At 65.0% G+C, this 23165-nt stretch carries 18 protein-coding genes and 2 tRNA genes; 6 read left to right on the top strand and 14 right to left on the bottom strand.

The window, feature by feature from the left end; genetic code table 11:
- Nucleotides 1-367: 367 nt before the first annotated feature.
- The 5 genes from rpmA to K8I61_10815 form a co-directional block, all read right to left on the bottom strand.
- Nucleotides 368-634: a 50S ribosomal protein L27 gene (rpmA, locus tag K8I61_10795; protein MBZ0272516.1), complete on the bottom strand. Its 267-nt coding sequence runs from the start codon at nt 632-634 to the stop codon at nt 368-370.
- A gap of 10 nt (nt 635-644) precedes the next feature.
- A complete protein-coding gene (gene rplU, locus K8I61_10800) occupies nt 645-956 on the bottom strand; it encodes a 50S ribosomal protein L21 (protein MBZ0272517.1) in 312 nt (103 codons plus the stop codon).
- A gap of 156 nt (nt 957-1112) precedes the next feature.
- Nucleotides 1113-1379 (bottom strand): thioredoxin family protein, encoded by a 267-nt coding sequence (locus K8I61_10805; GenBank protein ID MBZ0272518.1) that lies wholly within the window; start codon nt 1377-1379, stop codon nt 1113-1115.
- Between the two features lie 24 nt (nt 1380-1403).
- On the bottom strand, nt 1404-2132 hold the full coding sequence (locus tag K8I61_10810) for a MerC family mercury resistance protein (protein MBZ0272519.1): 729 nt from the start codon (nt 2130-2132) through the stop codon (nt 1404-1406).
- Nucleotides 2122-2538, bottom strand: coding sequence for a heavy metal-responsive transcriptional regulator (locus tag K8I61_10815; protein MBZ0272520.1), 417 nt, complete (start codon nt 2536-2538; stop codon nt 2122-2124). Before K8I61_10815 ends, K8I61_10810 begins: the two co-directional genes overlap by 11 nt.
- Before the next feature lie 220 nt (nt 2539-2758).
- Between K8I61_10815 and K8I61_10820 the strand changes: the two genes are divergently transcribed.
- Nucleotides 2759-5026, top strand: a complete 2268-nt coding sequence (locus tag K8I61_10820) for a hypothetical protein (protein MBZ0272521.1) — start codon at nt 2759-2761, stop codon at nt 5024-5026.
- 69 nt (nt 5027-5095) lie between these two features.
- On the top strand, nt 5096-6856 hold the full coding sequence (locus K8I61_10825; protein ID MBZ0272522.1) for an OmpA family protein: 1761 nt from the start codon (nt 5096-5098) through the stop codon (nt 6854-6856).
- Between the two features lie 674 nt (nt 6857-7530).
- Here K8I61_10825 and K8I61_10830 read toward each other — a convergent pair.
- From K8I61_10830 to K8I61_10850, 5 genes are all read right to left on the bottom strand, one after another.
- Nucleotides 7531-9396, bottom strand: a complete 1866-nt coding sequence (locus K8I61_10830) for a hypothetical protein (GenBank protein ID MBZ0272523.1) — start codon at nt 9394-9396, stop codon at nt 7531-7533.
- 82 nt (nt 9397-9478) lie between these two features.
- The gene (locus K8I61_10835) at nt 9479-10702 is read right to left on the bottom strand and encodes a hypothetical protein (protein MBZ0272524.1); all 1224 of its coding nucleotides are present in this window, start codon (nt 10700-10702) and stop codon (nt 9479-9481) included.
- Nucleotides 10703-10848: 146 nt separating this feature from the next.
- Nucleotides 10849-12156 carry an asparagine--tRNA ligase gene (gene asnS / locus K8I61_10840; protein MBZ0272525.1) on the bottom strand — a complete coding sequence of 436 codons (1308 nt, stop codon included), beginning with the start codon at nt 12154-12156 and terminating at the stop codon, nt 10849-10851.
- A gap of 7 nt (nt 12157-12163) precedes the next feature.
- Nucleotides 12164-13918 (bottom strand): aspartate--tRNA ligase, encoded by a 1755-nt coding sequence (gene aspS / locus K8I61_10845; protein ID MBZ0272526.1) that lies wholly within the window; start codon nt 13916-13918, stop codon nt 12164-12166.
- A 115-nt stretch (nt 13919-14033) separates the two neighbouring features.
- Nucleotides 14034-14423: a hypothetical protein gene (locus tag K8I61_10850; protein ID MBZ0272527.1), complete on the bottom strand. Its 390-nt coding sequence runs from the start codon at nt 14421-14423 to the stop codon at nt 14034-14036.
- A gap of 69 nt (nt 14424-14492) precedes the next feature.
- Between K8I61_10850 and K8I61_10855 the strand changes: the two genes are divergently transcribed.
- Nucleotides 14493-14576 (top strand) — tRNA-Leu (locus tag K8I61_10855).
- Between the two features lie 48 nt (nt 14577-14624).
- Nucleotides 14625-15770 carry a histone H1-like repetitive region-containing protein gene (locus K8I61_10860; GenBank protein ID MBZ0272528.1) on the top strand — a complete coding sequence of 382 codons (1146 nt, stop codon included), beginning with the start codon at nt 14625-14627 and terminating at the stop codon, nt 15768-15770.
- Between the two features lie 259 nt (nt 15771-16029).
- On the opposite strand, the gene K8I61_10865 is transcribed toward K8I61_10860, so the two are convergent.
- Both K8I61_10865 and K8I61_10870 read right to left on the bottom strand, forming a co-directional pair.
- Entirely contained in the window at nt 16030-16905 is an 876-nt protein-coding gene (locus K8I61_10865; protein MBZ0272529.1) for a 1-acyl-sn-glycerol-3-phosphate acyltransferase, read from the bottom strand.
- Nucleotides 16902-18593, bottom strand: a complete 1692-nt coding sequence (locus K8I61_10870) for a hypothetical protein (protein MBZ0272530.1) — start codon at nt 18591-18593, stop codon at nt 16902-16904. Before K8I61_10870 ends, K8I61_10865 begins: the two co-directional genes overlap by 4 nt.
- 229 nt (nt 18594-18822) lie before the next feature.
- On the opposite strand from K8I61_10870, the gene K8I61_10875 reads away from it, so the two are divergent.
- A tRNA-Leu gene (locus tag K8I61_10875) sits at nt 18823-18906 on the top strand.
- Nucleotides 18907-19249: 343 nt separating this feature from the next.
- The gene (locus tag K8I61_10880; GenBank protein MBZ0272531.1) at nt 19250-22411 is read left to right on the top strand and encodes a PAS domain S-box protein; all 3162 of its coding nucleotides are present in this window, start codon (nt 19250-19252) and stop codon (nt 22409-22411) included.
- Between the two features lie 79 nt (nt 22412-22490).
- On the opposite strand, the gene K8I61_10885 is transcribed toward K8I61_10880, so the two are convergent.
- Nucleotides 22491-22898 carry a type II toxin-antitoxin system HicB family antitoxin gene (locus K8I61_10885; GenBank protein ID MBZ0272532.1) on the bottom strand — a complete coding sequence of 136 codons (408 nt, stop codon included), beginning with the start codon at nt 22896-22898 and terminating at the stop codon, nt 22491-22493.
- Nucleotides 22899-22906: 8 nt separating this feature from the next.
- Nucleotides 22907-23149 carry a type II toxin-antitoxin system HicA family toxin gene (locus K8I61_10890; GenBank protein MBZ0272533.1) on the bottom strand — a complete coding sequence of 81 codons (243 nt, stop codon included), beginning with the start codon at nt 23147-23149 and terminating at the stop codon, nt 22907-22909.
- Between the last annotated feature and the right edge of the window lie 16 nt (nt 23150-23165).

Raw genomic sequence — 23165 nt, forward strand, 5'->3', positions numbered from 1 at the left:
GTATCGACTTCGGCGCATACCTGTCGCCCGAAGAAGCGGCCGCGCTTCAATCCGCGGATGTCGCGACGCCGACGCCCGCGCCCGAAGACGCGCCCGAAGGAGGGATCGATTTCGGCCCGGGCGGCGACGTACCGGAGGATGAAGGGCAGGACGAGGAAGAGTGAGGGCGAACGCAGGTGGAGCGCGGAGTGCGCGTGCGTCCTTGCGTCGATCTTGTCCATCGAGTCCATGATGTCCGTGGCCGAACCGGAAACACGAACGCGTAAGACATCATCGCGTCAGGTCAAAAACAACCGCTTACAGGAAACAAAAACGGCGCCGTTTCCGGCGCCGAGTCGTGTCTGGATGCGATCGATTGTCAGTCGCTTTAGGCGGTCTGCTCCAGCGGATACACGCTGACCTTCTTGCGCTTTTTGTCCTTGCGCTCGAACGTCACGACGCCGTCGACCTTGGCGTAGAGCGTCCAGTCGCGGCCGACGCCCACGTTTGTGCCCGGATGGATGACCGTGCCGAGCTGGCGGATGATGATCGTGCCGGAGCTGACCTTCTGCCCGCCGAAAACCTTCACGCCGTATCGCCGGCCCGCGGAGTCGCGGCCGTTGCGGGACGAGCCGCCTGCTTTTTTATGAGCCATTGTGTCCTCGCTACGCGCTGATCTTCGTCACGCGCACCTTGGTGTAGTGCTGGCGATGACCGCGTTTGACCTGATAGCCCTTGCGTCGCTTGTATTTGAAGACGATGACCTTGCGCGCGCGGCCGTGATCGACGATCTCGCACTGAACGCTCGCGCCGGAAACCGTCGGGCTTCCGACCTTGATCGCGTCGTCGCCGCCAAGCAGCAAGACCTTGTCGAACGTCACGGACGAGCCCGGATCGCCCTCGAGCGTATCGAGCTTGAGCGTGTCGCCTTCCTTGACCTTGAATTGCCGGCCGGACGCCTGAAAGACGGCGTACATCACGCACTCCTTTGAACCGATCGCGTACCCAAGGCGCAGCCCCGCCCCGGAAAGGGACCGGTTTATAAGCGTTTGGGGGGCGGAATGTCAAGGGCGGGGCGCCCGGAAACGGGCACGTTCCGTAACCCGCCCTCCCGCGCCGCCACGCCCGTCGATTTACGAGATCCGTTGACCCAGCCCGTCGCGCATCAGCGCCGAGGCGTCCGGCCCGCCGGCGCAGCAGTCCGACACCTTGCCGTTGATCACGACGGCCGGCACCGAACGAAGGCCGTAGCCCTTCGCCCGGGCCGCGACGCCCGCGTCGTTCATGTCGCGAACGGTCACGTTACAGGACGGGCAGGCGAGATCGTTAACCATTTTGACCGTTTCCAGGCAGACGGGGCACCCCGCGCTGAAAACTTCGATGTTTCGTTTTTTGCTCATCACGAGTTCCTTTCGGGTGATCGCCTATCCGCCTGACGGATGGGCGTGGGGGATCGGGCACGAACTGCCGTGAGTGGCTTTCCGGGGCCATGTGTTCCAAAGCGACGCCGCGACGAGCGTCGCGATGCCCGCATACATCACGCGATCGATATCCCATACGAATTTGCCGACCAGCACGAGCGCGGAGGCCGCCACGCCGAGCGCCAGCGGGCCGAAGCCGCGCCGCGCCCGCGCCTTGTATCCGAGGGCGGCGACGGCAAGGACAAGAAAGACGGCCGTCAGCGGCAACAGCCATTTCGCCTCGATCAGAAAACCGAGACCGAGCGCGGACAGGAACCCCGCGTAGGCCGGCCAACACGCCGGACATGCCAGCTTGGGCAAAAGCGCGACCCCGATGCCCGGAACAACGGCCAGGCGTGCCAAACCGAACGACGACGATTGCCCGGCCCCGACGCCCGAAATCGCCGCACGGATCAACTCCACCGGCGGCACGCCGGACAGCGTCCCGTCCGCGCGTTCGTAAACGCGGCAGGCGGCGTCCGGGCTTGCCGATGCGACGCCCGCGATATCGACGCCGTCAATCAGGATCGTCGGCGAACCGAATCCTCGCGCGTATGCCGGAAGACCGGGTCCGCCCTCGCCGTATTCCTTCCACTTTGGCGTAAGTCCAAGCCCCTTCAAGGCCGCGCGAAGATTCTCGCGCGCGGCGTCGATATTCGGGCAACCGTCAAAATGAATCAGCTCAATTTTCATCGGCATTCTCCTTGTCCAGCTCGTCCAGGATGGGGCAGGTCCCGGTCGGACCCTTGCCCCGGCAACGGCTCGCGACGCCGGCAAGGGCGTTTTTCATCCGCGTCAGGGCGGCGATCTTCTTTTCCATGATTTCCTTTTTCGCCAGAGCACGCGCCTTAACGTCCGCGCACGTCGCGTCCGGATCCACGCGCAAGGCGAGCAACTCGTCGATTTCCTTGAGTGTGAAACCGAGTTCCTTCGCGTGCGCGATGAACCTCAAGCGACGCACGGCGTCCGGCGAGTATTGGCGATACCCGGACGGCTTTCGCCGCGGGGCGGCGACAAGGCCCTTGCGCTCGTAAAAACGCACGGTGTCGGCGCTGATCCCCGCGGCTTTCGCAACCTGTCCAATGGTCAACTCGGTCATGACAACCACCTTTCGCGGCCACGATACACCCTGGAGCAAACTCCAAGGTCAAGCGAAAAAATGAGCGTACGCAAGAACTTGCGGAAAACCGTCGTTTTCCGCGTTCGTGCGACGCACTCAATAGAATCCCTGCAGCATCGGTCGTTTCACGCGCGCGTTCCTTGACAGGCAACCCGGCCATTTCCATGATGCCGACCCGTCCTTGAAACTGGTGGTTCCGATGACCTTATGCGCCCGAATCGCTCGAATTTTCGCCGTCATCGCGTTTGTCGCCGCCGCCGCGGGGGTGCAGGCTGACTCGTTCGTGTCCGTCATGGGATTTCCGTACGGCATCACCGGGTCCGGCGGCATCAACTACCCCGTCTTTGACGAAGCCAGCACGCAGCCGATCTTCAACCGCATCGAAAACATTTTTTATCCCGTGCTCGGCATGCCCGCGCTCGTCGAACCCGGCGAAACGTTCAAGATGCTCGTGCGTTACCGGAATCCCGACTCGGTGCGCAAGGTGACGGATTGGCGCGTCTTCCTGACGACCGCGATCGAAACCGAAGTCGGGCGTGAACCAATCGGCGAGGAGGTGCGCCAGAAGTATTCCCTCTTTGTCGAGGACGTGACCTTCAACTGGGCGCACTTCATCCATGAGGTGACGCTGCGCCTGCCCGATCGCCTTCCGGCGGACACGTACAACATCGAGGTCGAAACGCGCTTTTTCGAGGACATGCAGGCGAACGCCGTCGCCGTGCGTCATCCGGGCGAAACCTTTCGCATCGTGCACCTGACGGATATCGATCACCCAAGCGGCGCGACGGGCTTCGCGGCCTCGGACAATAGCTACCCGTGGTTTGACCCGAACGACGAGGCGCGCGGCATCGTGCGTCAGGTGTTTCGCGAGGAGCTCGCGTTCCTTCGCCCCGCGTTCGCCGTGGCCACCGGCGACCTGACGCTCGGCAACGACTACAACCGCGCGGCTGGATTCGTGCACGACGAAATGCAGCAGTCCCGCACGCCGATCTTCATCGTGCCGGGCGATCGCGACGCGCTGGCGTACCCCGCGGGCGGCGAATACCGCACCGACGGCGTCGAGTTCTACAAACGCATCGTCGGGCCGGGATGGTTCTCGTTCGATTTCGGCGGCGTGCATTTTCTCGGCCTCGATTCCGCGGACGGCACGCGCGCCCGCCGCACCGCCGCAATGTCCGGCACGGAAATCCTCGCGGACAACTCCGGCGGGTACGTCTCGAGCCTGCAACTGGACTACGCGCGCAAGGACCTGGCGAATGCGGCCGACCGCGACCTGCCTACGATTACCTTTTTGCATCACGACCCGCGCGGGCCGTATCTTCCGAACGAGGAGCCGCCCGCGAACGAGGCGGTGACCGACCTGCCGACGTGGCAGATCGACGGCGCGTGGGATTCGGATCCCGGGGACGACCTGACCGACGAGACGCCGGGCGCCAACCGCGGCAAGGCCCTTCTGCGCGCGTTCGCGGATGGCAGGGTGACGGCGGTTCTCCTCGGCCACACGCACGAGGATGCGACCGAACATTTCGCGAGCGGCGAGGAAATCGACAACGCGCTCGGCGGGCCGACGGGCGTGACCGCGGGCGGGCCGATCGATTTCGTTCACACGACGACGCTCGCGGGCACCGTTCGCGGCGAAGGCGATTCCTGGGGCTACCGCCTGATGACCGTGCGCGACGGCGCGATCGAAAACGCCGATTTTTCCGGTGACGCGAATCTCGAAAGCGTGCCGGCGGGCAACCTTTCCATCGAAACCTACGGCAACGACGGGACGAACACGCACAGCCTGGTAACGGTGCGTAATGCGCTTCCGGAACCGATGACGGGCGTCGCCGTCTTCAACCTCGCGCCGACGGCGTCGGGATATCGCATCGCGGACCAGGCGACGGGCGAGGAAACGGCAATCGGCCAGGTGGGCGTGGGCGAAAACGGCGAGGTCGTGTTGTACGTCAACGTCACCGTGCCGGAGGGCTCGGACCCCGGCACGTTCCCGAACGGCGGCGGCGCCGTTGTCACATGGGAGGCGCTGCCGCTTTCGGGCAACAATCCGCCGAGCGCCGATATCGTCGTGACGCACGAGGGCGACAACGTCTATCACCTGCGCGCCGCGAACCTTTCTGACCCGGACGGCGACGATGTGCCGCGCGTCGATTGGGTGATCTCGGACGGCTCGCGCTTTTCGGGAGTCGAGTTCACCTACACGCACACCTCGGGGCTTCGCGAGGACATCGTCCTTCGCCTGACGGACAGCCACGGCGCGCGCGGGACGGCGGTCGGCGAGGTCGGCGAGAACACGCCGGAGATCGACACGGTGAATCCGCCGGACCAGGGCGAGGACGAAGACGAAGGCTGCGGGGGATGCAGCGCGTCATCCCGTGGCGCGGCGTCCGGGTTGAGCAGCGCCCTGATGGTGCTCGGCGTTTTGATTACGTGGATCGCGGTGATTGTTCGCCGGCGCCGGAAGTAACGCGCGCCCGCGCGGTTTTTCGTGAAATCCGGTTTCGAGACCTTTTCCGCCGGGGGGCAAACGGCTAGCATGGCCGACGCTGTGCAGGGTCAAATTCCAGAAACGATCGAAACGCGAGAGCGCGGCCGCGGACGGGCGGCGGCGCTTTTCGTGCTGGCGCTTGGCGTCCTTGCCGCACGGCCGGCGCACGCGATCGACATCCAGAATTTCAAGCCCGCCATCGGCGGCAACAATCTTGTCACGCTCTACACGTCCGATACGCTCGATCATCTGCAATTCGGATTCGCGCTGACTAGCAGCTACGCCTCGGATCCGCTCGTGTTCGAGTTCCCGAACAACGACGAGCTTGCGGTCGTCGAGCGCCTGATGACGACGGACTTCATGGCGTACGCCGGGTTTTTCCGTTTCATCGAAATCGGCGTCGCGGGCAACTACAACACGGCCGGCGGAACGGATATGGATATTCCGCTGTCCGAGGCGTTTCCCGACACGGGAATGGAACTTGATTCCGCGGCGGGCGACGTGCGCATCGCCGCGAAGTTCCGCATCCTGGAAAACAAGACGGGGAGCGTTGGCGTCGCGCTCGTGCCGCTGTTTTCGATTCCGAACGGCGACGAAGAGGTTTACGTCGGCGCGGAAGGGTTCGACACCGGTGCGCGCCTGGTGATCGATAAGCGCTTTGACCGCGTGAACATCGTGCTGAACGGCGGCTACATTCGCATGGGCGATTCCGATGTGGATCTCGGCTTCGAGCCGACGGGCCGCGTCGAACTTGGCGCGGGCGCATCGCTTTATCTGCACCGCGCGGTCGACATCACGGGCGAGATTTTCGCGCGCACCGTGGATTACGGCATCGAGGAAATCGATCCGGAATTGCCGACGGAAGGCCTTGTCGCCGCGCGCTTTTACGCGGGGCCGGTGAGTTTCACCGTCGGCGGCGGCGCGGGCGTGAACGCGGGCATCGGCAATCCGTCGTATCGCGGATTCGGCGAGGTCGCGTTCGCGTGGCCGAAGCTCGATCGTGCGTATGAAGGCGGCGGCGGCGCGTCCGCGACGAGCAATGTGGACGATACGGACAAGGACGGGCTGACGAATTATCAGGAGACGCGGATTTACAAGACGGACTTCCGCAATCCGGATACCGACGGCGACGGCTTGAAGGACGGCGAGGAGATCAACGCCTTCCGCACCGATCCGCTGAAGGACGATACGGACGGCGACGGCTTGATCGATTTCGAGGAGTTGAAGGTCTATTACACCGATCCGCTGCAGGTGGACTCGGATGGCGACACGCTCGAGGACGGCGCGGAGGTAAAGCAGTACCGCACGAACCCGACCGATCCGGACACCGATCGCGACGGCGTGCCGGACAACCTCGACGCCGCCCCCCTTGAACCGGAAACGATCAACGGGATCCTCGACGAGGACGGCGTGCCCGAGGTCATCCTCGCGCGGCGCCCGAGCGGCGTGACGATGACCGACACGATCGTCTGGACGCCCGCGCCGATCGAGTTCATGGGCAAGGCCAAGGATGTCCTGTCGCCCGACTCGCGCGCGATGCTCGCCGAGGTCGCGGCGCTCCTTGCCGACTACCCCCGCGTGAAGATCGAGATCCAGGCGCACACCGCCGGCGGCGGCGACGAAGCGGCGAACCGGGCGCGCTCGGCCGAACAGGCCAAGGCCGCGGCGGGCGAATTGTACGAACGCGGCATCGCTAGCGAACGCGTGGCCTGGCGCGGCTACGGCTCCGCGTTCCCGATCGCGTCGGACGCCTCGCCCGAAGGCCGCGCGAGAAACGAGCGCATCGAGATTCTCGTCATCGAGAACTAGGCGAGGAAGTAGGAAAAAGAAAAGAGGAAAGAGGAAAGAGGATCGCGCGTCCGCCAGGGCGCGCGTTTTTTTTCGGCGGTGCACAGAGGGCACGGAGAAGACACGGAGGGAGGGAATAGTCGGGAAGGCTAGGTGACGGGGAGCCCATCGCGGCGCTTTGAGATCGTCGTGCGGCGAGCGGGGCGGCGTTCGTCATCCTGAAGCGAGCGCAGCGGTGTTCGTCATCCTGAGGCGAGCGCAGCGAGCCGAAGGATCTGGCCGGCCCCTGCTGACGGCTTCGCGCCAACCGAGGCGAGCCAGATCCTTCGCTTCGCTCAGGATGACGACGCACGACGCTCAGGATGACGACGCACGACGCTCGGGATGACGACGCACGACGTTCGGGATGACGACACACGACGTTCGGGATGACGACGCACGACGTTCAGGATGACGACGCACGTTCGCGGCGCCGGACACTTTCGCTCCGTGCCCTCGGTGTCTTCCCTGTGCCCTCTGTGTACCGCCGAAAAAAAACGCGGGATGACGACGCGCGTTCGCGGCGCCAGACACTTTCGCTCCGTGCCCTCGGTGTCTTCCCTGTGCCCGCTGTGTACCGCCGAAAAAACGCGCGCCCTTCCGAACGCGCGATCCTCTTTCCTATTTCCTCTTTCCTATTTCCTACTTCCTGTTTCCTAACGATCAGCCCCGATCCACCCGAAGTATCGCGCCATCCAGTACGGCAGCAGGTAGTCCGCGGGATGGCGGATGGAACGCGGGTTGGCGGTGCAGTCCTGGTGCTCGTAGGGATTTGACCACCAGGTGAACGTTTTGGGGCAGCGCTGGTGCACGGGCACCGGGTCGAAGGTGAGATACTCGCCGTCAAAGCGGCTCTCGCACGTGAAGTCGGTCGGATATTCGGCCTCGCCGACGTGAATCTCGGGCTGCGCCTTGGATTCCGGGAATCGCTGCAACTGGCAGACCGCATCCTCGATCGCGGCGGTGTCGTGCCCCGTCGAGCCGGGCGCGAGGTTTTTCATCGACGCGTAAATGAGCGCCCACGCCGCGTTGTGCTGATTGGCCATCTCGCGCGCATTGTCACCGTGATAAAAGACTTGCGTCTCGAGCAGGGCCTGCATGTTTTCGAGCAGGTCCAGATGCGCGTGTTCGTACCAGATCAACGTGAAGATATTAGCGAAATACATCGCGAAATTGTTCCAGTTGCTCTTGCACGCGTCGCGGCCGATGTAGAGCCCCGGCAGGCCGAGCCAGAAATCGAACGGCAGCGGCGGCGCGAAATACTGGTCGATGCACTTCACCGGGCCGTCGCGCTGCAACAGGCAGTTGTCGTAATAATCGACAAGGTCCGCCGCGCCGCTTGCGACCGCGCCGATCTTCACGGGGTTCAGTCCGAGAATGGTGTTGTAACCGGGAAAGTCCGTCAGCGCGCCGGGCCACTCGCGGCCGTGTTCGGTCATGCGCCCGTCCCAATCGACGAACGCCATGTCGTTGTCCAACAGGTGCCGCGCGACTTTTTCGGCCATGTCCACCGCGTCGGCGCGGACGTCTGGATCATCGACGAGCTTCACGATCGATCCTAGCGCGAGAAGATGCCCCGCGTATTCGTCCTGGCTGACGTTGTCGAGCCAGCAATAGCCCGCAAATCGCGCGGGGACGAAGTGCGTCGTGCGGACGAAGTCAGCCTCATTCGCGTCGTACACCAAAATCGCGCCGTCGGTATCGACCTTCACCCACTTGTTGTCGTCTTTCTCCACGTCGGGGATGTAGCGCGTCACGTCCGCGGGGCAACTCATCCCGGCGATTCCGGGCGTGATGAACTCGCGCGTGAACAGCCCGGGCACGCCGGTGATCTCCATGCCGTCGCGCAGGCCGTCCACCAGGACTCGCAGCATCGCCAGCGCATCGGGATCGTGCGTCGCGGCGTAGCGAAACGCCTGCGAGGCGATGAAAAGACCCGTCCACAAGCCGTCGTTTTCGCCGGTGTGCCAGTCGATGACGTCTTGCCACGTCGCGGTCTGCTCGTCGGCGCCTTCGTCGAGCGTCACGTGGTGGATCCGCTTGTGATCCGGGTGGATGTGCAGGCGCGCGGCGATGTCGTCGTAATACGCCGCCTTTTGCGCGAGCGTCGCCGGCGTGGCGTCGGGATCCGCCGCGCAGTCGTCGATCACGGGGGCGTTGAATCTCCACCGGTCGACGCACTCGCCTTCCTCGCAGTAGCGGCCCTCTCCGGCGAGGCAGTCGTACGTCGCGACGAACACGCCGCCGTCGCATTCCTCGATCATCCGCGCGGCGCCGTCGCAGCGCGTTTCGCCGTCGGCGCACGGCGGGGAGATGTCGTCGTCGCCTGCGTCATCGTCATCGACCGCGTCGTCGTCCTGCGCGGAGTCGTCGTCGCCGATCGTGTCGTCGTCATCGGCGTCATCGTCCGCCGCATCGTCGTCGACGGTCGCGGAGGAGTCGTCGTCATCGCCGCAGCCACAGCCGGCGGCAAGGGCAAGAAGCGCGGCCAGAAGCGGAAAGAGAAACGCCTTGATGGACATGATGGACCCAATGGACGGAATGGACGCAATGGACAGTGGAATCGCGCAAGTAACGTCGCACCCCACGCGCTCCGATGAAACCCTACCCCGCCGTTTCCTCCGTGTCTTCTCCGTGTTCGCCGTGTTCGCCGTGTTCCGCCGAATTATCCGTAGTTTCCGCGCCCACCGCGTTCTGGGCGTCTGCGCGTAAGCCTTCTTCCGCGAAACGCTCCCCGATCCACGCAAACGCGGACGGAAGTTGCGCGGCGAGGAACACCGGCGAATGGTTTCCCGGGCGAACGAGGTCGTCCGGCGCGACGCTCGCGCCGCGTTCGCGCACCAGTTCCGCGAAGCGCGGGATGTGGTGCTGGAAGAACAGATTGTCGGCGCGCCCGGCGACGAGGAAAAAGCGCATCGCGGAAAGGTCGCCGGGCTTCGCGGCGAGGTCCATCGGATTCTCCGAACGCACGCGCTGCCACACCGGCCGGTCCTTTTGCCAGACCGGCCCGGGGGTCTTGTCGCTGTCGAATACCGGCCAATACGCCCACTCGTCGGTGAACGTGCCCATCGCGCCGGCGCGCAACACCGGCCGGTTCGGATCGTCGTCGGCGATGGGGCGGTAGCGCGCGGGGTCGTACGGCGCCAGGTGCGTGCCGTCGATGGAATAGCGCGCGTCGATGGTCGCCGCGATGCCCGCGACGTTGTGCGCAAGGTCGGGATTTTTCAGCGCGAGGTTCAGCGCCACGAATCCGCCCGCCGAAAATCCGACGAGCGCGGTGAGGGCGGGATCGCTCGACGCGCCGAATTGGGCACGCGCAAAGGGGATCAGCTCTTCCTTTATATAGGTGGCGTACAGACCACGGTTCGAATCGACGCCCCAGGAGCCGAGGCGCTCGTCGATGTCCGGCGTCGCGGGATTGTCCTCGCCCGCGCCGCCGAGCGACAGATCGGGTATGACGACGACAACCGGCGGCAGAGCGCCCGCGCCGACAAGCGCGTCCACAACGGGCACGACCATCGGCGCGAGATGCTGCGGGCGATCGAGATAGCCGGGGAAGAAAAACACGATCGGCGCGCCGTCCGCGCGCTCGACGCCCGGCGGCAGGTGGACGATTACATCGCGTGCGTGGCCGAGCGCCGCGCTTTTGAACGGCGCCTTGCGTTCGACGGCTTGCCCCTCGGGCGCGTCGCCGCGCACCATCGCCACGAGGTTGCCGGGGCCGTCGTAAACAAACAGCGCCGGCGCGGAGATCAGCAGCCCCGCGTCATCGGCGCCGCGCGGCTGCGTGCGAAGGATCGCGATGCCGGCGCGAAACAGGATGAACACGAGGACGACGCCGAGAAAGATCTTGAAACCGCGCGCGCGCTTTTTGCGCGGGGGGTCAGTTGCGGAAGACGAATGGTGTGTCGGCGCCGGGAGCGCAGGCGTCCCGCCTGCTTCGGACGCGCCCGCGCGAGAGCCCGGCGCGTCGGTCACGGCGTCAGCCGGCCGAGCAGGCGCGGGAACGGGATCGACTCACGCACGTGGTGCAGGCCGCAGATCCAACCGAGGGTGCGTTCCACGCCAAGGCCAAAGCCCGCGTGCGGGACGGAGCCGTAGCGGCGCACGTCGAGATACCACGAGAAGTCCTCGCGCGAGAGGCCGTGATGGTCGATCGCCGCGAGCAGCGTCTCGTAGTCGTCCTCGCGCTGGCCGCCGCCGATGATCTCGCCGACACCCTCGGGCGCGATCACATCGACGCACAGCGCCTTGTCCGGATTTTCCGGATCCTTCTTCATGTAAAACGCCTTCACGGCGGCGGGATAGCGGTGAATCATAACCGGGCGGTCGTAGGCGCTTGAGATCGTCGTCTCGTGTTCCGCGCCGAGGTCGTCGCCGTAGTTGAACGGCACCTCGTACGAATCGTTACTCGCCGCGATGATCCGCGCGGCCTCGTCGTAGGAGATGCGTGGAAATGGTTTTTGCACCTTTTCGAGCGGCGCGATGTCGCGCTCGACGGCCGCAAGCTCCGCGCGGCACGTGTCGAGCACGCGCCTGACGACGAAGCAAAGGAAGTCCTCGGCGAGGTCCATGTCGCCGTGCAGGTCCATGAAGGCGACTTCCGGCTCGACCATCCAGAATTCGGTGAGATGGCGGCGCGTCTTGCTCTTTTCGGCGCGGAACGTCGGGCCGAAGCAATATACCTTGCCGAACGCCTGGCACGCCGGCTCCATGTAGAGCTGGCCGGACTGCGAGAGATACGCCTTCTCGCCGAAGTAGTCCGTCGCGAACAGCGTTGTCGTGCCCTCGCAGGGGTTGCCGGTGAGGATTGGCGCGTCGATGAGCGTGAAGCCGTTGGTATCGAAATAGTCGCGGATCGCGCGGATGAGCTGATGGCGCACGCGCAGGATCGCGTGCTGGCGCTTCGAGCGCATCCAAAGGTGGCGGTGGTTCATCAGGAAATCGACGCCGTGCTCCTTCGGCGAGATCGGGTATTCCTCCGCGTTCGGCGTCGCGCTAATTCCGGTGACGTCGATCTCGAATCCGATCGGGCTCCTTGAATCCTCGCGGACGTTGCCGGTGATGACGACGGCGGACTCCTGCGGCAGGCGATCGGCGAACTTGAACGTCTCCTCGTCGAAATTGCCCTTGAACATGACGCACTGGATCGTCTGCGTTCCGTCGCGGACCTGAAGGAAGTGCAGCTTGCCGCTGGAGCGCCGGGCGTAGAGCCAGCCGCGGATTTCGACCTCCTGGCCGACGTGCGTTGCGATATCCGCGATGGTTGTGTGTGTCGCCATGTTCGCCCTATCCGGTCGTCAGTTTCTTGATGCGGATGCCCAAGTCTTCGAGCTGGTCTTCCGACACGCCGCTCGGGCACCCGGCCATGAGGTCGCTGGCCTTGGCTGTCTTGGGAAACGCGATCACGTCGCGGATGTTCGTTGTGCCGGTCAGGAGCATGACGATTCGGTCGAGCCCGAGTGCGATGCCCCCGTGCGGCGGCGTGCCGTACTTGAGCGCGTCGAGGAGAAACCCGAATTTGTCGCGCGCCTCATCCTCGCCGATCGAAAGCGCGCGGAACATCTTGTTTTGCACATCCGCGCGGTGAATTCGGATCGATCCGCCGCCGATCTCGTAGCCGTTCCAGACCATGTCGTACGCGTTGGCGAGCGCCTTGCCCGGCTCGGTATCGAGCAGCCCGATGTCGTCCGGCCGCGGACTCGTGAACGGATGGTGCATCGCGTAGAAGCGCCCATCCTCCTCGCTCCACTCCAGAAGCGGGAAGTCGATCACCCAGAAAAGATCCTGCCGCGCCTCGTCGATGAGGCCAAGCTCGCGCCCGAGCTTCAGGCGAAGCGCGCCGAGCGCGTCGAATACGACCTTCGGCTTGCCGGCGACGATCGCAAGCGTGTCGCCCTCGCTTGGGGAAAGGTTTACGGTCAGGCGTTTTTTCTCGTCGTCCGAGAAGAACTTCGCCTGTCCACCGGTCCAATCGCCCTCGGCGAACTTCATCCAGACGAGCCCGGCCGCGCCGTAGAGCTTCACGTGGTCGGTCAATTCGTCCATGCGTTTGCGCGAGGCGTCGGGGATGGCCGCGAGGATGCCGCGCACGTCGCCGCCGGCGTCGATGGCGCCGCGCAGCACGCGAAATTCCGTCCCGGCAAAAATCCCCGCCAGGTCCGAAAGCTCGAGACCGAAGCGGCGGTCCGGTTTGTCCGAGCCCCAGCGCGAAAGCGCCTCCCCGTAGGAGATTCGGTCAAGCGGCGCCGGGATCTCGTGGCCGATCGCCTTTCGCAGAAGCTCGCCCATCATCGCCTCGGTGAACGCCAGAATGTCCTCGCGTTCGACGAAGCTCGCCTCGATGTCGATCTGCGTGAACTCGGGCTGGCGATCCGCGCGCAGGTCCTCGTCGCGGAAGCACTTCACGATTTGAAAATAGCGGTCGAACCCCGCCACCATCAGGAGTTGCTTGAAGATCTGCGGACTTTGCGGCAGCGCGTAGAACTGCCCCGGGAAGATGCGCGAGGGCACGATGTAGTCGCGCGCGCCCTCCGGCGTGCTCTTGGTGAGCACCGGCGTCTCGATTTCCAGGAAGCCGAGGTCGGACAGGGAATTGCGCACGATGCGCGCGGCTTCGTGCCGCCGCATGAGGATGCGCTGCAGCGGCGCGCGGCGCAGGTCGAGATACCGGTAACGCAGGCGCGTGTCCTCGCCGGCGTCCACGTCGTCCGCGATGACGAACGGCGGCGGCTCGGCGACGTTGAGCACGTGCAGCTCGTTGACGAGGACTTCGACTTCACCTGTCGGAAGCTGCGCGTTTCGCGTGCCCTCCGGGCGAAGGCGCACGTTGCCGACGATGCTGACGACAAATTCGGCGCGCACGGATTTGGCAAGGCTCATCGCCTCGGCGGGCGCGTGATCCGGGTCGATCACGGCCTGCACGACGCCGGTGCGGTCGCGCACGTCCAGGAAAATGATCTGGCCAAGATCGCGACGTTTGGCGACCCACCCGTGAATCACGGCGGTGCGATCGGCGTGTTCGATCCGCGGTTCGCCGCACATATGCGTTCGTTTGCGCAAGAAATTTCACCCCCGGCGAGGAAAAGGCCGCGGCCCAGGCAAGCACCCCGTTTATCCCGTGCCCCATTCGCGGTCAAGGCGGCGCGCGCCCTTCGCGTCACGCTTGGGCCGCGCGGCGTTTGCGGATCCGCGGCCTGCCGCGCCGGGCGGCCGGCGAGCGAATTTTTTCGGCGGGCCGCATATTTTGGGTCTCCGGTTGACATTTATCCGGCGATCGGGGGTGCGAGGGCGAAAAAAAAGCGCAAATCAACGTGTCGGGCTTGAAAAAAGAAATTGACACCACATCTAGTAGGTTGTTATAGTGCGCGCCCAAGAACAGCGGAAACGATGCCGTGGAAAAAAAACGCGGCGCATACGAGGTGATCGACTCGCCTCGGACGGCCAAGCCGCAATCGCGCAACGATGCGGGCCGTCCGACCCGGCAGGCGACAAAAGGCGCGCCCGGCGCGCCAGGTTCTCGGACCTCGGATGGAATCTTGGCCGTCAAGCCGAATCCCTCGAGGCACCGATTTCGTTGACAGGCGTCGGCGGATGAACAAAGGTTTTGTTCATCTCCGCCTGGATGGTGAAACTGGCAGACGCGCAGGACTTAAAATCCTGTGACCGAAAGGTCGTGCGGGTTCGAGCCCCGCTCCAGGCAGTCTGCACAAACAACCGTAACCGGAAAGAGGAGGTAGGCTGAATGGCGATGAAGAAGACGGCCACCAGGAAGTCCACGAGCGTGGCAAAGAAAGCGGCTCCCAAGAAGCCGGCGGCCAAGAAGCCCGCCGCCAAGAAGCCCGCGGCCAAAAAGCCCGCGGCCAAGAAGACGGCGGCCAAGAAGCCCGCCGCGAAGAAGCCCGCCGTGAAGAAGGCCCCGGCCAAGAAGCCGGCCGCCAAGAAGACCGTCGCGAAGAAGGCTCCGGCCAAGAAGACGGCCGCCAAGAAGGCGCCCGCCAAGAAAAAGGCCCCGGCCAAGAAGCCCGCCGCCAAGAAGCCCGCGAAGAAGGCTTCGGGGCGCGCCGTCGTGAAGGGCGCGGGCTCCGCGGGTAAGACCGCGAAGAAAAAGCCCGCGGCCAAGAAGCCCGCCGCCAAGAAGGCCCCGGCCAAGAAGGCGACCGCCAAGAAGGCTCCGGCCAAGAAGTCGGCCGCCAAGAAGGCTCCGGCCAAGAAGGCCCCCGCCAAGAAAAAGGCTCCGGCCAAGAAGGCCCCGGCCAAGAAGGCCGCGGCGAAGAAGCCGGCCGCCAAGAAGCCGGCCGCGAAGAAGCCCGCGGCGAAAAAGCCGGCCGCCAAGAAGGCTCCGGCCAAGAAGCCCGCTGCCAAGAAACCCGCGGCGCCCAAGGCGAAAGCTCCCAAGGCGTCACCTACCAAGCCGGCTCCTGTAAGGACGGCGGCCAAGAAGCCGGCGCAATCCTCTTCGGCCGCCGCGCCCGCAAAGAGGGTCCCCGCGTCGCGTCGACCGGCCGGCTCCCTCGAGGGGCAACGCATCGTCGCCCCCATGGTGGAGACCATCAGTCAGATTTCAACGTATCCGATGACCATCCATGGGAAGTCACCGGACGGCCATGTGTATTCAGGGGTCGGTTCCATCCTGCTCAGCAACGAGCAACATACACGCCGTGCCCAGTACACCGTGACATTCGACACGATTACGTACAGGGGTACGGCCCTTTTGCGCGGAAGTCTGGCGGAAAAGAACCTTGTCCTCGTGCTGGACTATCATGATCGTCCGTATTCGAAGGGGATGGTGGTATCCATTCACGAGCAGGACACCAAGACCGGGAAATTCATCGGACGAGTGCTTTATCAGGGACGCCCCGAGGTCTGTGAGGAAACGATCGTGATCTCGAACTGATCCCGGCCGCCGGGCGCCTTGGGCGCTCCGGTCTCTGTATGCGTATGGCTCGTCAATCGCCCGCTGAAAGCAGCGGGCGATTTTTTTTGTCGGCGGTACACAGGGAGCACGGAGTAGCCACGGAGGACACGGAGAGAGAAGGCTGGAAGATCATCGCCAATGCCGCCACGGAACGCCAGACGACACGCCCCCCCCGTGTTCTCCGTGTCTCCCCGGTGTCCTCTGTGTACCGTCGAGAAAAACGCACGCGCACTTGCGACTATTTTTTCTTCTCCCGCCCCCACACCGACGGCATCACGTAAAGCGGGCGGCCCACGCCACGGAGCGCCCCGTCGCCGTACGCGGCGGCGATCCGCTCGCGCACGATCGCGGCCAGCTCGCCCGCCTGCGCGGGAACGAGACCGTCGGTCGGAACGGAATCGAGAAACTCCGCCTCGATGCGCCCAGGCGCGCAGGTCTTGTTGATGGGATCAAGCGCGGTGTGCGTTTGGCGCAGCACCAACGGCACCACGTCGGCGCCCGCCTCGATCGCCAGGCGAAACAACCCCGACTTGAACGCGCCGAGCGTGCCGTCGCGGCTGATGCCGCCTTCGGGATACGACAGCACCGCCGCGCCGGCGTCGATGCGGTCGATGGCCTGGCGCATCGTCGCGATGGCGGCGTGCCGCGACTTGCGGTCGATGAACATCATCCCCGCGCGCGCCATCGCGGCGCCGACGATGGGGATGCGCCGGATCCCGCGCGTCGCGATGAAGAAAACCTGGATCGGCACGGTGGCGAACGCGACGGCGAAATCCAGATACGACAGATGATTCCCCACGACGACGCACGGCCGGTCCCATCGCGGGCGAAAACGTCCTTCCACATGCAGGCGCGCGCCGGCCAGAGCGATGAGCAGATGCGACCACGACTGCATGAGACGATACGCGAGGCCGCGCGAAATGAATCCGAACGAGAAATACATCATCGCGTAGGGAATCGTGACGACCGCGTAGCCGAGCAGCACAGCGGCGTAACGCCCCCGGGCCCGCCATATCCCGCGCGGGCGTTTATGCAGCGGCGGCGGAAGCGCGTCGCCGGGCGACGGAAGGGGCGCTTCGTGGCGCGCCATGTCGGGCGTGCTCGTCACGGTCATTTGTCCGAATCGCCAAGGCGCGTCCAGCGATCGAGCAGCTCGTCTTCGTCCGATTCTCTTGCCGACGCTGCGCCCGCGCGCGCGGGATCGCCATCGTCCGGCGATTCATCCTGATCGACGCGGTCGGCCGCGCGCCGGTTGTGCGGCGGATCGATGTCGACTCCGAGCCTTTTAGCGTCGCGCGCGAGCAATTTCTCGTATTGGGCACGCTCGGGAATCCGTCGCACCGGACGGTCGGCGCGCCACACGCGCTGGGGAAGGTCGCGGGGGTCGCGCCGAGGCGGCTCGTCGGATGCGGCGCGCGCGGCGCGCTCCGTGGCGATGGGCCGTCGATCGAGCCAGCGCCGCGCGAAAAGCGGAAGCGCCAACGCCACGATCGCCGGCGGCAGCAGCCAGGGCAGGTTGCCGAGGGCGGGGAAGATCAGGCTGACGATCCGCGACGCGCCCGGCGATGCCGCGTCAACGGGTAAGGGCGAAAGAGGCAGCGTGCGAAAGACATCGGGGTGCGCGAGCGTGCGTTGCACGATCGTGGCGAACTGGTGGTGCACGGACAGCGCGGCTGCGTAAACGAACGCCAGCAGAAGCGGAAGCTTGAGAAGCGTCGATCTCATCGTCAGGAGGTGGAAATCGACGAAGCTCGCCACCAGCACGCACGCCAGCGCGATAAACGGCAGAAGGCGCGCGACGTCCTCGGCCCCGCGTCCGGTTTCCGCGACGGGCGCGGCCGCGGCGATCGCGAAGAGCGCGGTCAAAAGGAGAAGCAGCGCGTAGAGCGGGCGACGCAGAAGACCCTCCGCCCGCAGGTTCAGGATTCCGAAAAGCGCGAAGACGAGAAACGGAGTCGAAAGCAACAGCCCGGGCGCACGTTTGGCCGCAAGGCTTGGCGGCAGCGAGGTCGCGGCCTCGAACCACGCGGACGGATGCGCGCCCATGAACAGGAGCCGCAAGGCCGCCGAACCGGAAAACCGGTCCATGCGCGCGCCCGCCTGGGCGACAAGCTCCCCCGCGCCGCCCGGCGCGGTCGCGATAAGCAGCGCCAAGCCCGACAGCGCCGCGCCGGCGACAAGCAAACCGGCACGGCTGCGTTTGGCCAGGAGCGGCCCCTGGATCGCCGCGAGGAAATAGAGAATCGGCGTGGCGAGCGCCATCTCAAGCGACACGAGCGGCGCCGCGAACAGGGCGAGCGCCAGCAGCGCCAGATGCGCGGGCCGGTCCCATCCGGCGCGCACGCGCAGATAGGCGTAAAAAAACGCGAGCACGATGAGCGTCGAGAACGGCGCGGACGTGATGCGTCCGGTCTGCGGAAAGGCGAGCGTCGCGAACGCGAACAGGCCGGCTCCGATCGCGGCCGAAAACGGGCGACAGCCCAGCTCGAGCGCGATGAGATGGACGAACAGCGTGCTCGCGGCGATCGCGCACGCCGAGGCGACAAGCGAGTACTGCCCGAGCGGTCCGGCGCCGGCCGTGGGATCGGAGGGAACGGCCAGACCAAGCGCCCCCGCGCGGGCCTCGGCGAGGGCGCCGAGCGCGTGAAACGGCGCGACGAACAACGCCACGATCGGTCCCGGCCCGCCCTCGCGAAATCCCTCGCGGACCGAGCCGGTCGCGAACGACAGAAAACGCGCGAGATCGCCCGCGTCGGCGATACCGGCCTGCGAAGCCAGGCCCGCGGCGGCAAGAGCCACCATGGCGATTCCCATGCGTACGGGGGTTAACACGGCGGAAGTTTAGCACGAGCAATTTCGGATTTGCGATTGCGGATTGTGGACGAGATCGTGAATTTGGCTCGTGGAAAGGCGGGATGCCGACGCGCGGTTTGTTCACGCCTCGATCCTCGATCCGCGATCGTCGAATCCCGTTTCGCGCGTTGACATCACGCGGCCCCGGCCTTATTGATGTTCTCCCGGTCCGCGGGACGCGAAAGTGGTGGAATTGGTAGACGCGCTGGGTTCAGGGTCCAGTGTCCGCAAGGACGTGGGGGTTCGAGTCCCCCCTTTCGCAAGACGATTTCGGCTTAGGTGCGTCGGCGATGTTTTCGCCGACTTTTCTTTTTCGCGCGCAACACCGTTCGCGCGCGTCGAGGATTGCGTTCGGCGCCTACCCGCTCCCTTGCGGTCGCGGTTACAGACCTGGGAATGCCGAACGTCCGTTTGGCTCTCGCGCACCGGGTCGCGCCGCGCTATTATTTGTTGGCTTAATAACATACCGGAGGCTACCGATGTCCGGCAGGCAGGAACGGGATCGCGCGCAGCCGCCGCGGCCCGGACCGCGGGATGGCGCGCAACCGTCGCCGCCCGAACGGCGAGATGACGCGCGGCCATTTGTCGGCGTGCATGCAAGGTCGGTGAACGGGGCGAGGGTCGCGTCGTTCGCCGCGAGCGCGGTCGTTTACTTCGCCGGCGTCGTCGTGTTCCTCGGTTGGGTTTTCGGCGTTCCGGCCGTTACTTACATCATCCCGGGCCTTGCGACGATGAAGGCCAACACGGCACTTTCATTCGCCTTTCTCGGCGCGTCGCTCCTTCTCCTCCACAAGCCCGACGCGTCGCCGGCGCGCCGAAAAGTGGGCCACGCCAGCGCGGCGATAGCACTGATCATTTGCGGCCTGACTTTTATTGAATACGCCATCGGCGTGAATCTCGGCATCGACGAGCTGCTCTTTACGGATGCCGCCACCCGCGCCGCGGGCGGCGCGTTTCCCGGCCGCCCGTCGCAGGCGACGGCCTTCGTATTTCTCCTTCTTGCGTCCGGCGTGCTTGTGTCCGACATTTCCGTGGGGCGGCGGCGTTTTGGCTTCTCCGAAACGCTCGGCGCGGCGGCCTGGCTTGTCGCGTTCATCTCGATCTCGGGCTATGCCTACGGCGTCCAGGATCTTTATCGCGTTTATCCTTTCTCCTCGATCGCGCTGCACACGTCGCTGGCGCTTCTGCTCGCGGCGACGGCGTTGCTGCTGCATCGGCCCGACAAGGGGATCGTCGCGGTCATCAACAGCGACGGCTCGACGGGGATGGTGCTGCGCGCGCTTCTCCCCGCCGCCGTGATGGTGCCGTTTGTCGTGGGGTGGATCCGGATGCACGGCCAGCACCGCGGGCTCTACGGGACGGAGTTCGGCCTGGCGCTTTTCATGGTCGCCAACGTCGTGGCCCTTTGCGCGATGATCGGTCTCACCGCGCGCTCCCTGTTACGCATTGAGGAGGAACGGGCGAAAGCCCAGCGCGCTCTCGCGGAGAGCGAGCGGAGCGTCGCGACAACGCTGAACAGCATCGGCGATGGCGTGATAGCGACGGATACCGACGCGCGGGTCGTCCGCATGAATCCGGTCGCGGAGCGGCTGACGGGGTGGCCGTTCGCCGAGGCGCGCGGTAAACCGCTCAGCGACATCTTCCGGATCGAAAACGAGGACACACGGCAGCCGGTCGAAAGCCCGGTCGAGCGCGTGCTGCGCGAGGGCGTGGTGGTCGGGCTGGCGAACCACACGGTGCTCCTTTCGCGCGACGGGACCGAGCGGCCCATCGACGACAGCGGCGCGCCGATCCTGGACGAGGATCGCGGTATCGGCGGCGTGGTTCTCGTGTTTCACGACGTGACGGAAGCGCGCGAGGCGGAGCGCCGATTGCGGCGCAGCGAGCGACGGTTCGCGCGCATCCTCGAATCCGGAATCGTGGGCGTCGTCATCACGACGATCGAAGGGGCGATCGAGGAAGCCAACGACGCCTTCCTCGACCTGATCGGTTATACGCGGGACGACCTCGCGGCGGGAAAACTTCGCTGGACGGAATTGACGCCTCCGGAATGGCGGCACACGCACGCCTCGGCCATGAAACAGCTCGAGACCACCGGCATCGCGCGCCCCTGGGTAAAGGAGTATGTCCGAAAAGACGGAACCCGCGTTCCGGTGCTGGTCGGCATCGCGTCGCTTACCCGGAAACACAATGTCGGTATCGTCGTCGATCTCACGGAACAAAAGCGCGCGGAAAAGGCGCTGTCGGCCAGCGAGGCGCGATTCGCGCGCCTTGCCGAGTCGGGCATCATCGGGATCGCCGTCGGCGACACGCAGGGGAATGTCGTCGAGGTCAACGACGCGTACCTGTCCATGACGGGATATACGCGGCAGGAATTTGAGGAAGGCCGCGTGAACTGGGCCGAACAGACGCCGCCCGAATGGCGCGACGGCGACGCGGCCGCCATCCGGCAACTCGCCGAGCGCGGCGTGGTGTCCCCGTGGGAAAAGGAAGTATTTCACAAGTCGGGGCGGCGCGTGCCGATTCTCGTCGGCGTCTCCGCCCTGGAAAGCCCGTACAACATCGCGTTTATCGCCGACCTGACCGAGCGGAAAAAAACCGAGGCGGACCTTCGCAAGACGGAGGAACAGCTCCGGCAGTCCCAGAAGATGGAGGCGATCGGGCGGCTGGCCGGCGGCGTGGCGCACGACTTTAACAACCTTTTGACGGTCATCGCCGGGCGCGCCGAGATTCTTCTTGGCGAGATCCACGAGAACGATCCGATGCGCCTTGACGTCAAGGAAATCGTCGACGCGGCGACGCGCGGGAGCGATCTGACGCAACAGCTCCTTGCGTTCAGCCGGAAGCAGATCATCCAGCCCAAGGTCGTCGATCTCAACGAAACGATCGCGGCGGTGGAACGGATGCTCCGGCGGGTGATCGGCGAGGACGTGGAGCTCTCCTTCGCGTTCGGCGCGGGGATCGGCCTTGTCGAAGTCGATCCGGGACAGATGCATCAGGTGCTGATGAACCTTGTCGTCAACGCCCGCGACGCGATGCCGGAAGGCGGAAAGCTCACCATCGAAACGGCGAACGTCACGCTCGACGAGGACTACGCGCGGACGCACGTCGAGGTGGCTCCGGGCGCCTATGTGATGATCGCCGTCAGCGACACCGGCGCGGGGATGGACAAGGAAACGCAGGCGCGGATTTTCGAGCCGTTCTTTACGACGAAGCCGGCCGGCCGCGGCACCGGCCTTGGCCTGGCCACCGTGTTCGGCATCTTGAAGCAGAGCCGCGGCCACGTCTGGGTGTACAGCGAACGCGGCAAGGGGACGACATTCAAGCTGTACCTGCCGCGAACCGATCGAGCCGCGCATCCGGAGACCGCGGCGTCGGCCGTCTCGACGCTGCGCGGCACGGAGACGATTCTCCTTGTCGAGGACGACGCGCCGGTGCGTCGCCTTTGCCAACGAATCCTGGAGCGCGCGGGCTATCGGTTGCTCATTGCCGAAAACGGCGGCGACGCGGTCCTGATTTGCGAGCAACACGCCGGGGCGATCGACCTTTTGATCACGGACGTCGTCATGCCGCGCATGAGCGGACGCGAGCTCGGTGAGCGCATCCAACCGCTGCGTCCGGAGATGAAGACGCTTTTCATGTCGGGCTACACGGAGGACGCGATCGTCCGGCACGGTGTCCTGACCGCGGGCATTCCGTTCGTCCAGAAACCGATGACGCCCGACGCGTTGCTGCGAAAGGTGCGGCAGGTGCTCGACGCGACGTGACCATCACGCGCGCCGAGGCCCGGCGCGACCGGAATTCCAGCGGAGACCGATGCGCGCCGCGTTGGCGGCTGTTTTTCGTTTACGAACCGGCGCGCGACTTTTTGTGTCCGCGTGCGGAAACGTGGTAGCCGGTGCCGTTTTGCGTCGCAACCGATCGTCCGAGCAAATAGGAGACAAGCGCATTCAGGCTGACGCCCTCGTTGTCGGCTTGCCGCACGAGGTCCCGATGCAGTTCTTTCGGAATACGGACGTTGAACTGACCGCTGAAGTGGTGCTTCGGTTCCGGGACGGGCATCTCACGCTCGATCAGCTCCTCGATCATGAGCCCGATCGCTTCCTGGGCGTTTTCCATCGCCTCCGCGGCCGTCACCCCGCCCGTGAAAATCGTCGGAAAATCGGGAATGCGCGCGTACCATCCTCCGAACTCGTTCGGAACGATGTTGATTTCGTACTCGAAAGAACGTGCCACGTCTTTTTTGCGTTTCATCATTTGTCTCACAATTTTTCCAATAAACCGACGACCTTCTTGACGTCGACCGTTGAGCAAAATGTCCGAGTGCCGTGAGGTTTCACGATCATGATCGAGACGCCCTGGCCGTCCGGCCGAAATATCCGGTGACTTCCGGCCGCGCGAACTTCGTGGAAGCCGAGGTCGTTCAGAACGCGAACCAATTCGCCAAAGCGGATGCTGCCTGGATTTTGCCTTAACTTACGTTTCAGTTTCTCCAGACCGCTCATGACTATTTGTAACTGC

The organism is bacterium, assembly GCA_019912885.1.
Classification (GTDB): Bacteria; Lernaellota; Lernaellaia; order JACKCT01; family JACKCT01; genus JAIOHV01.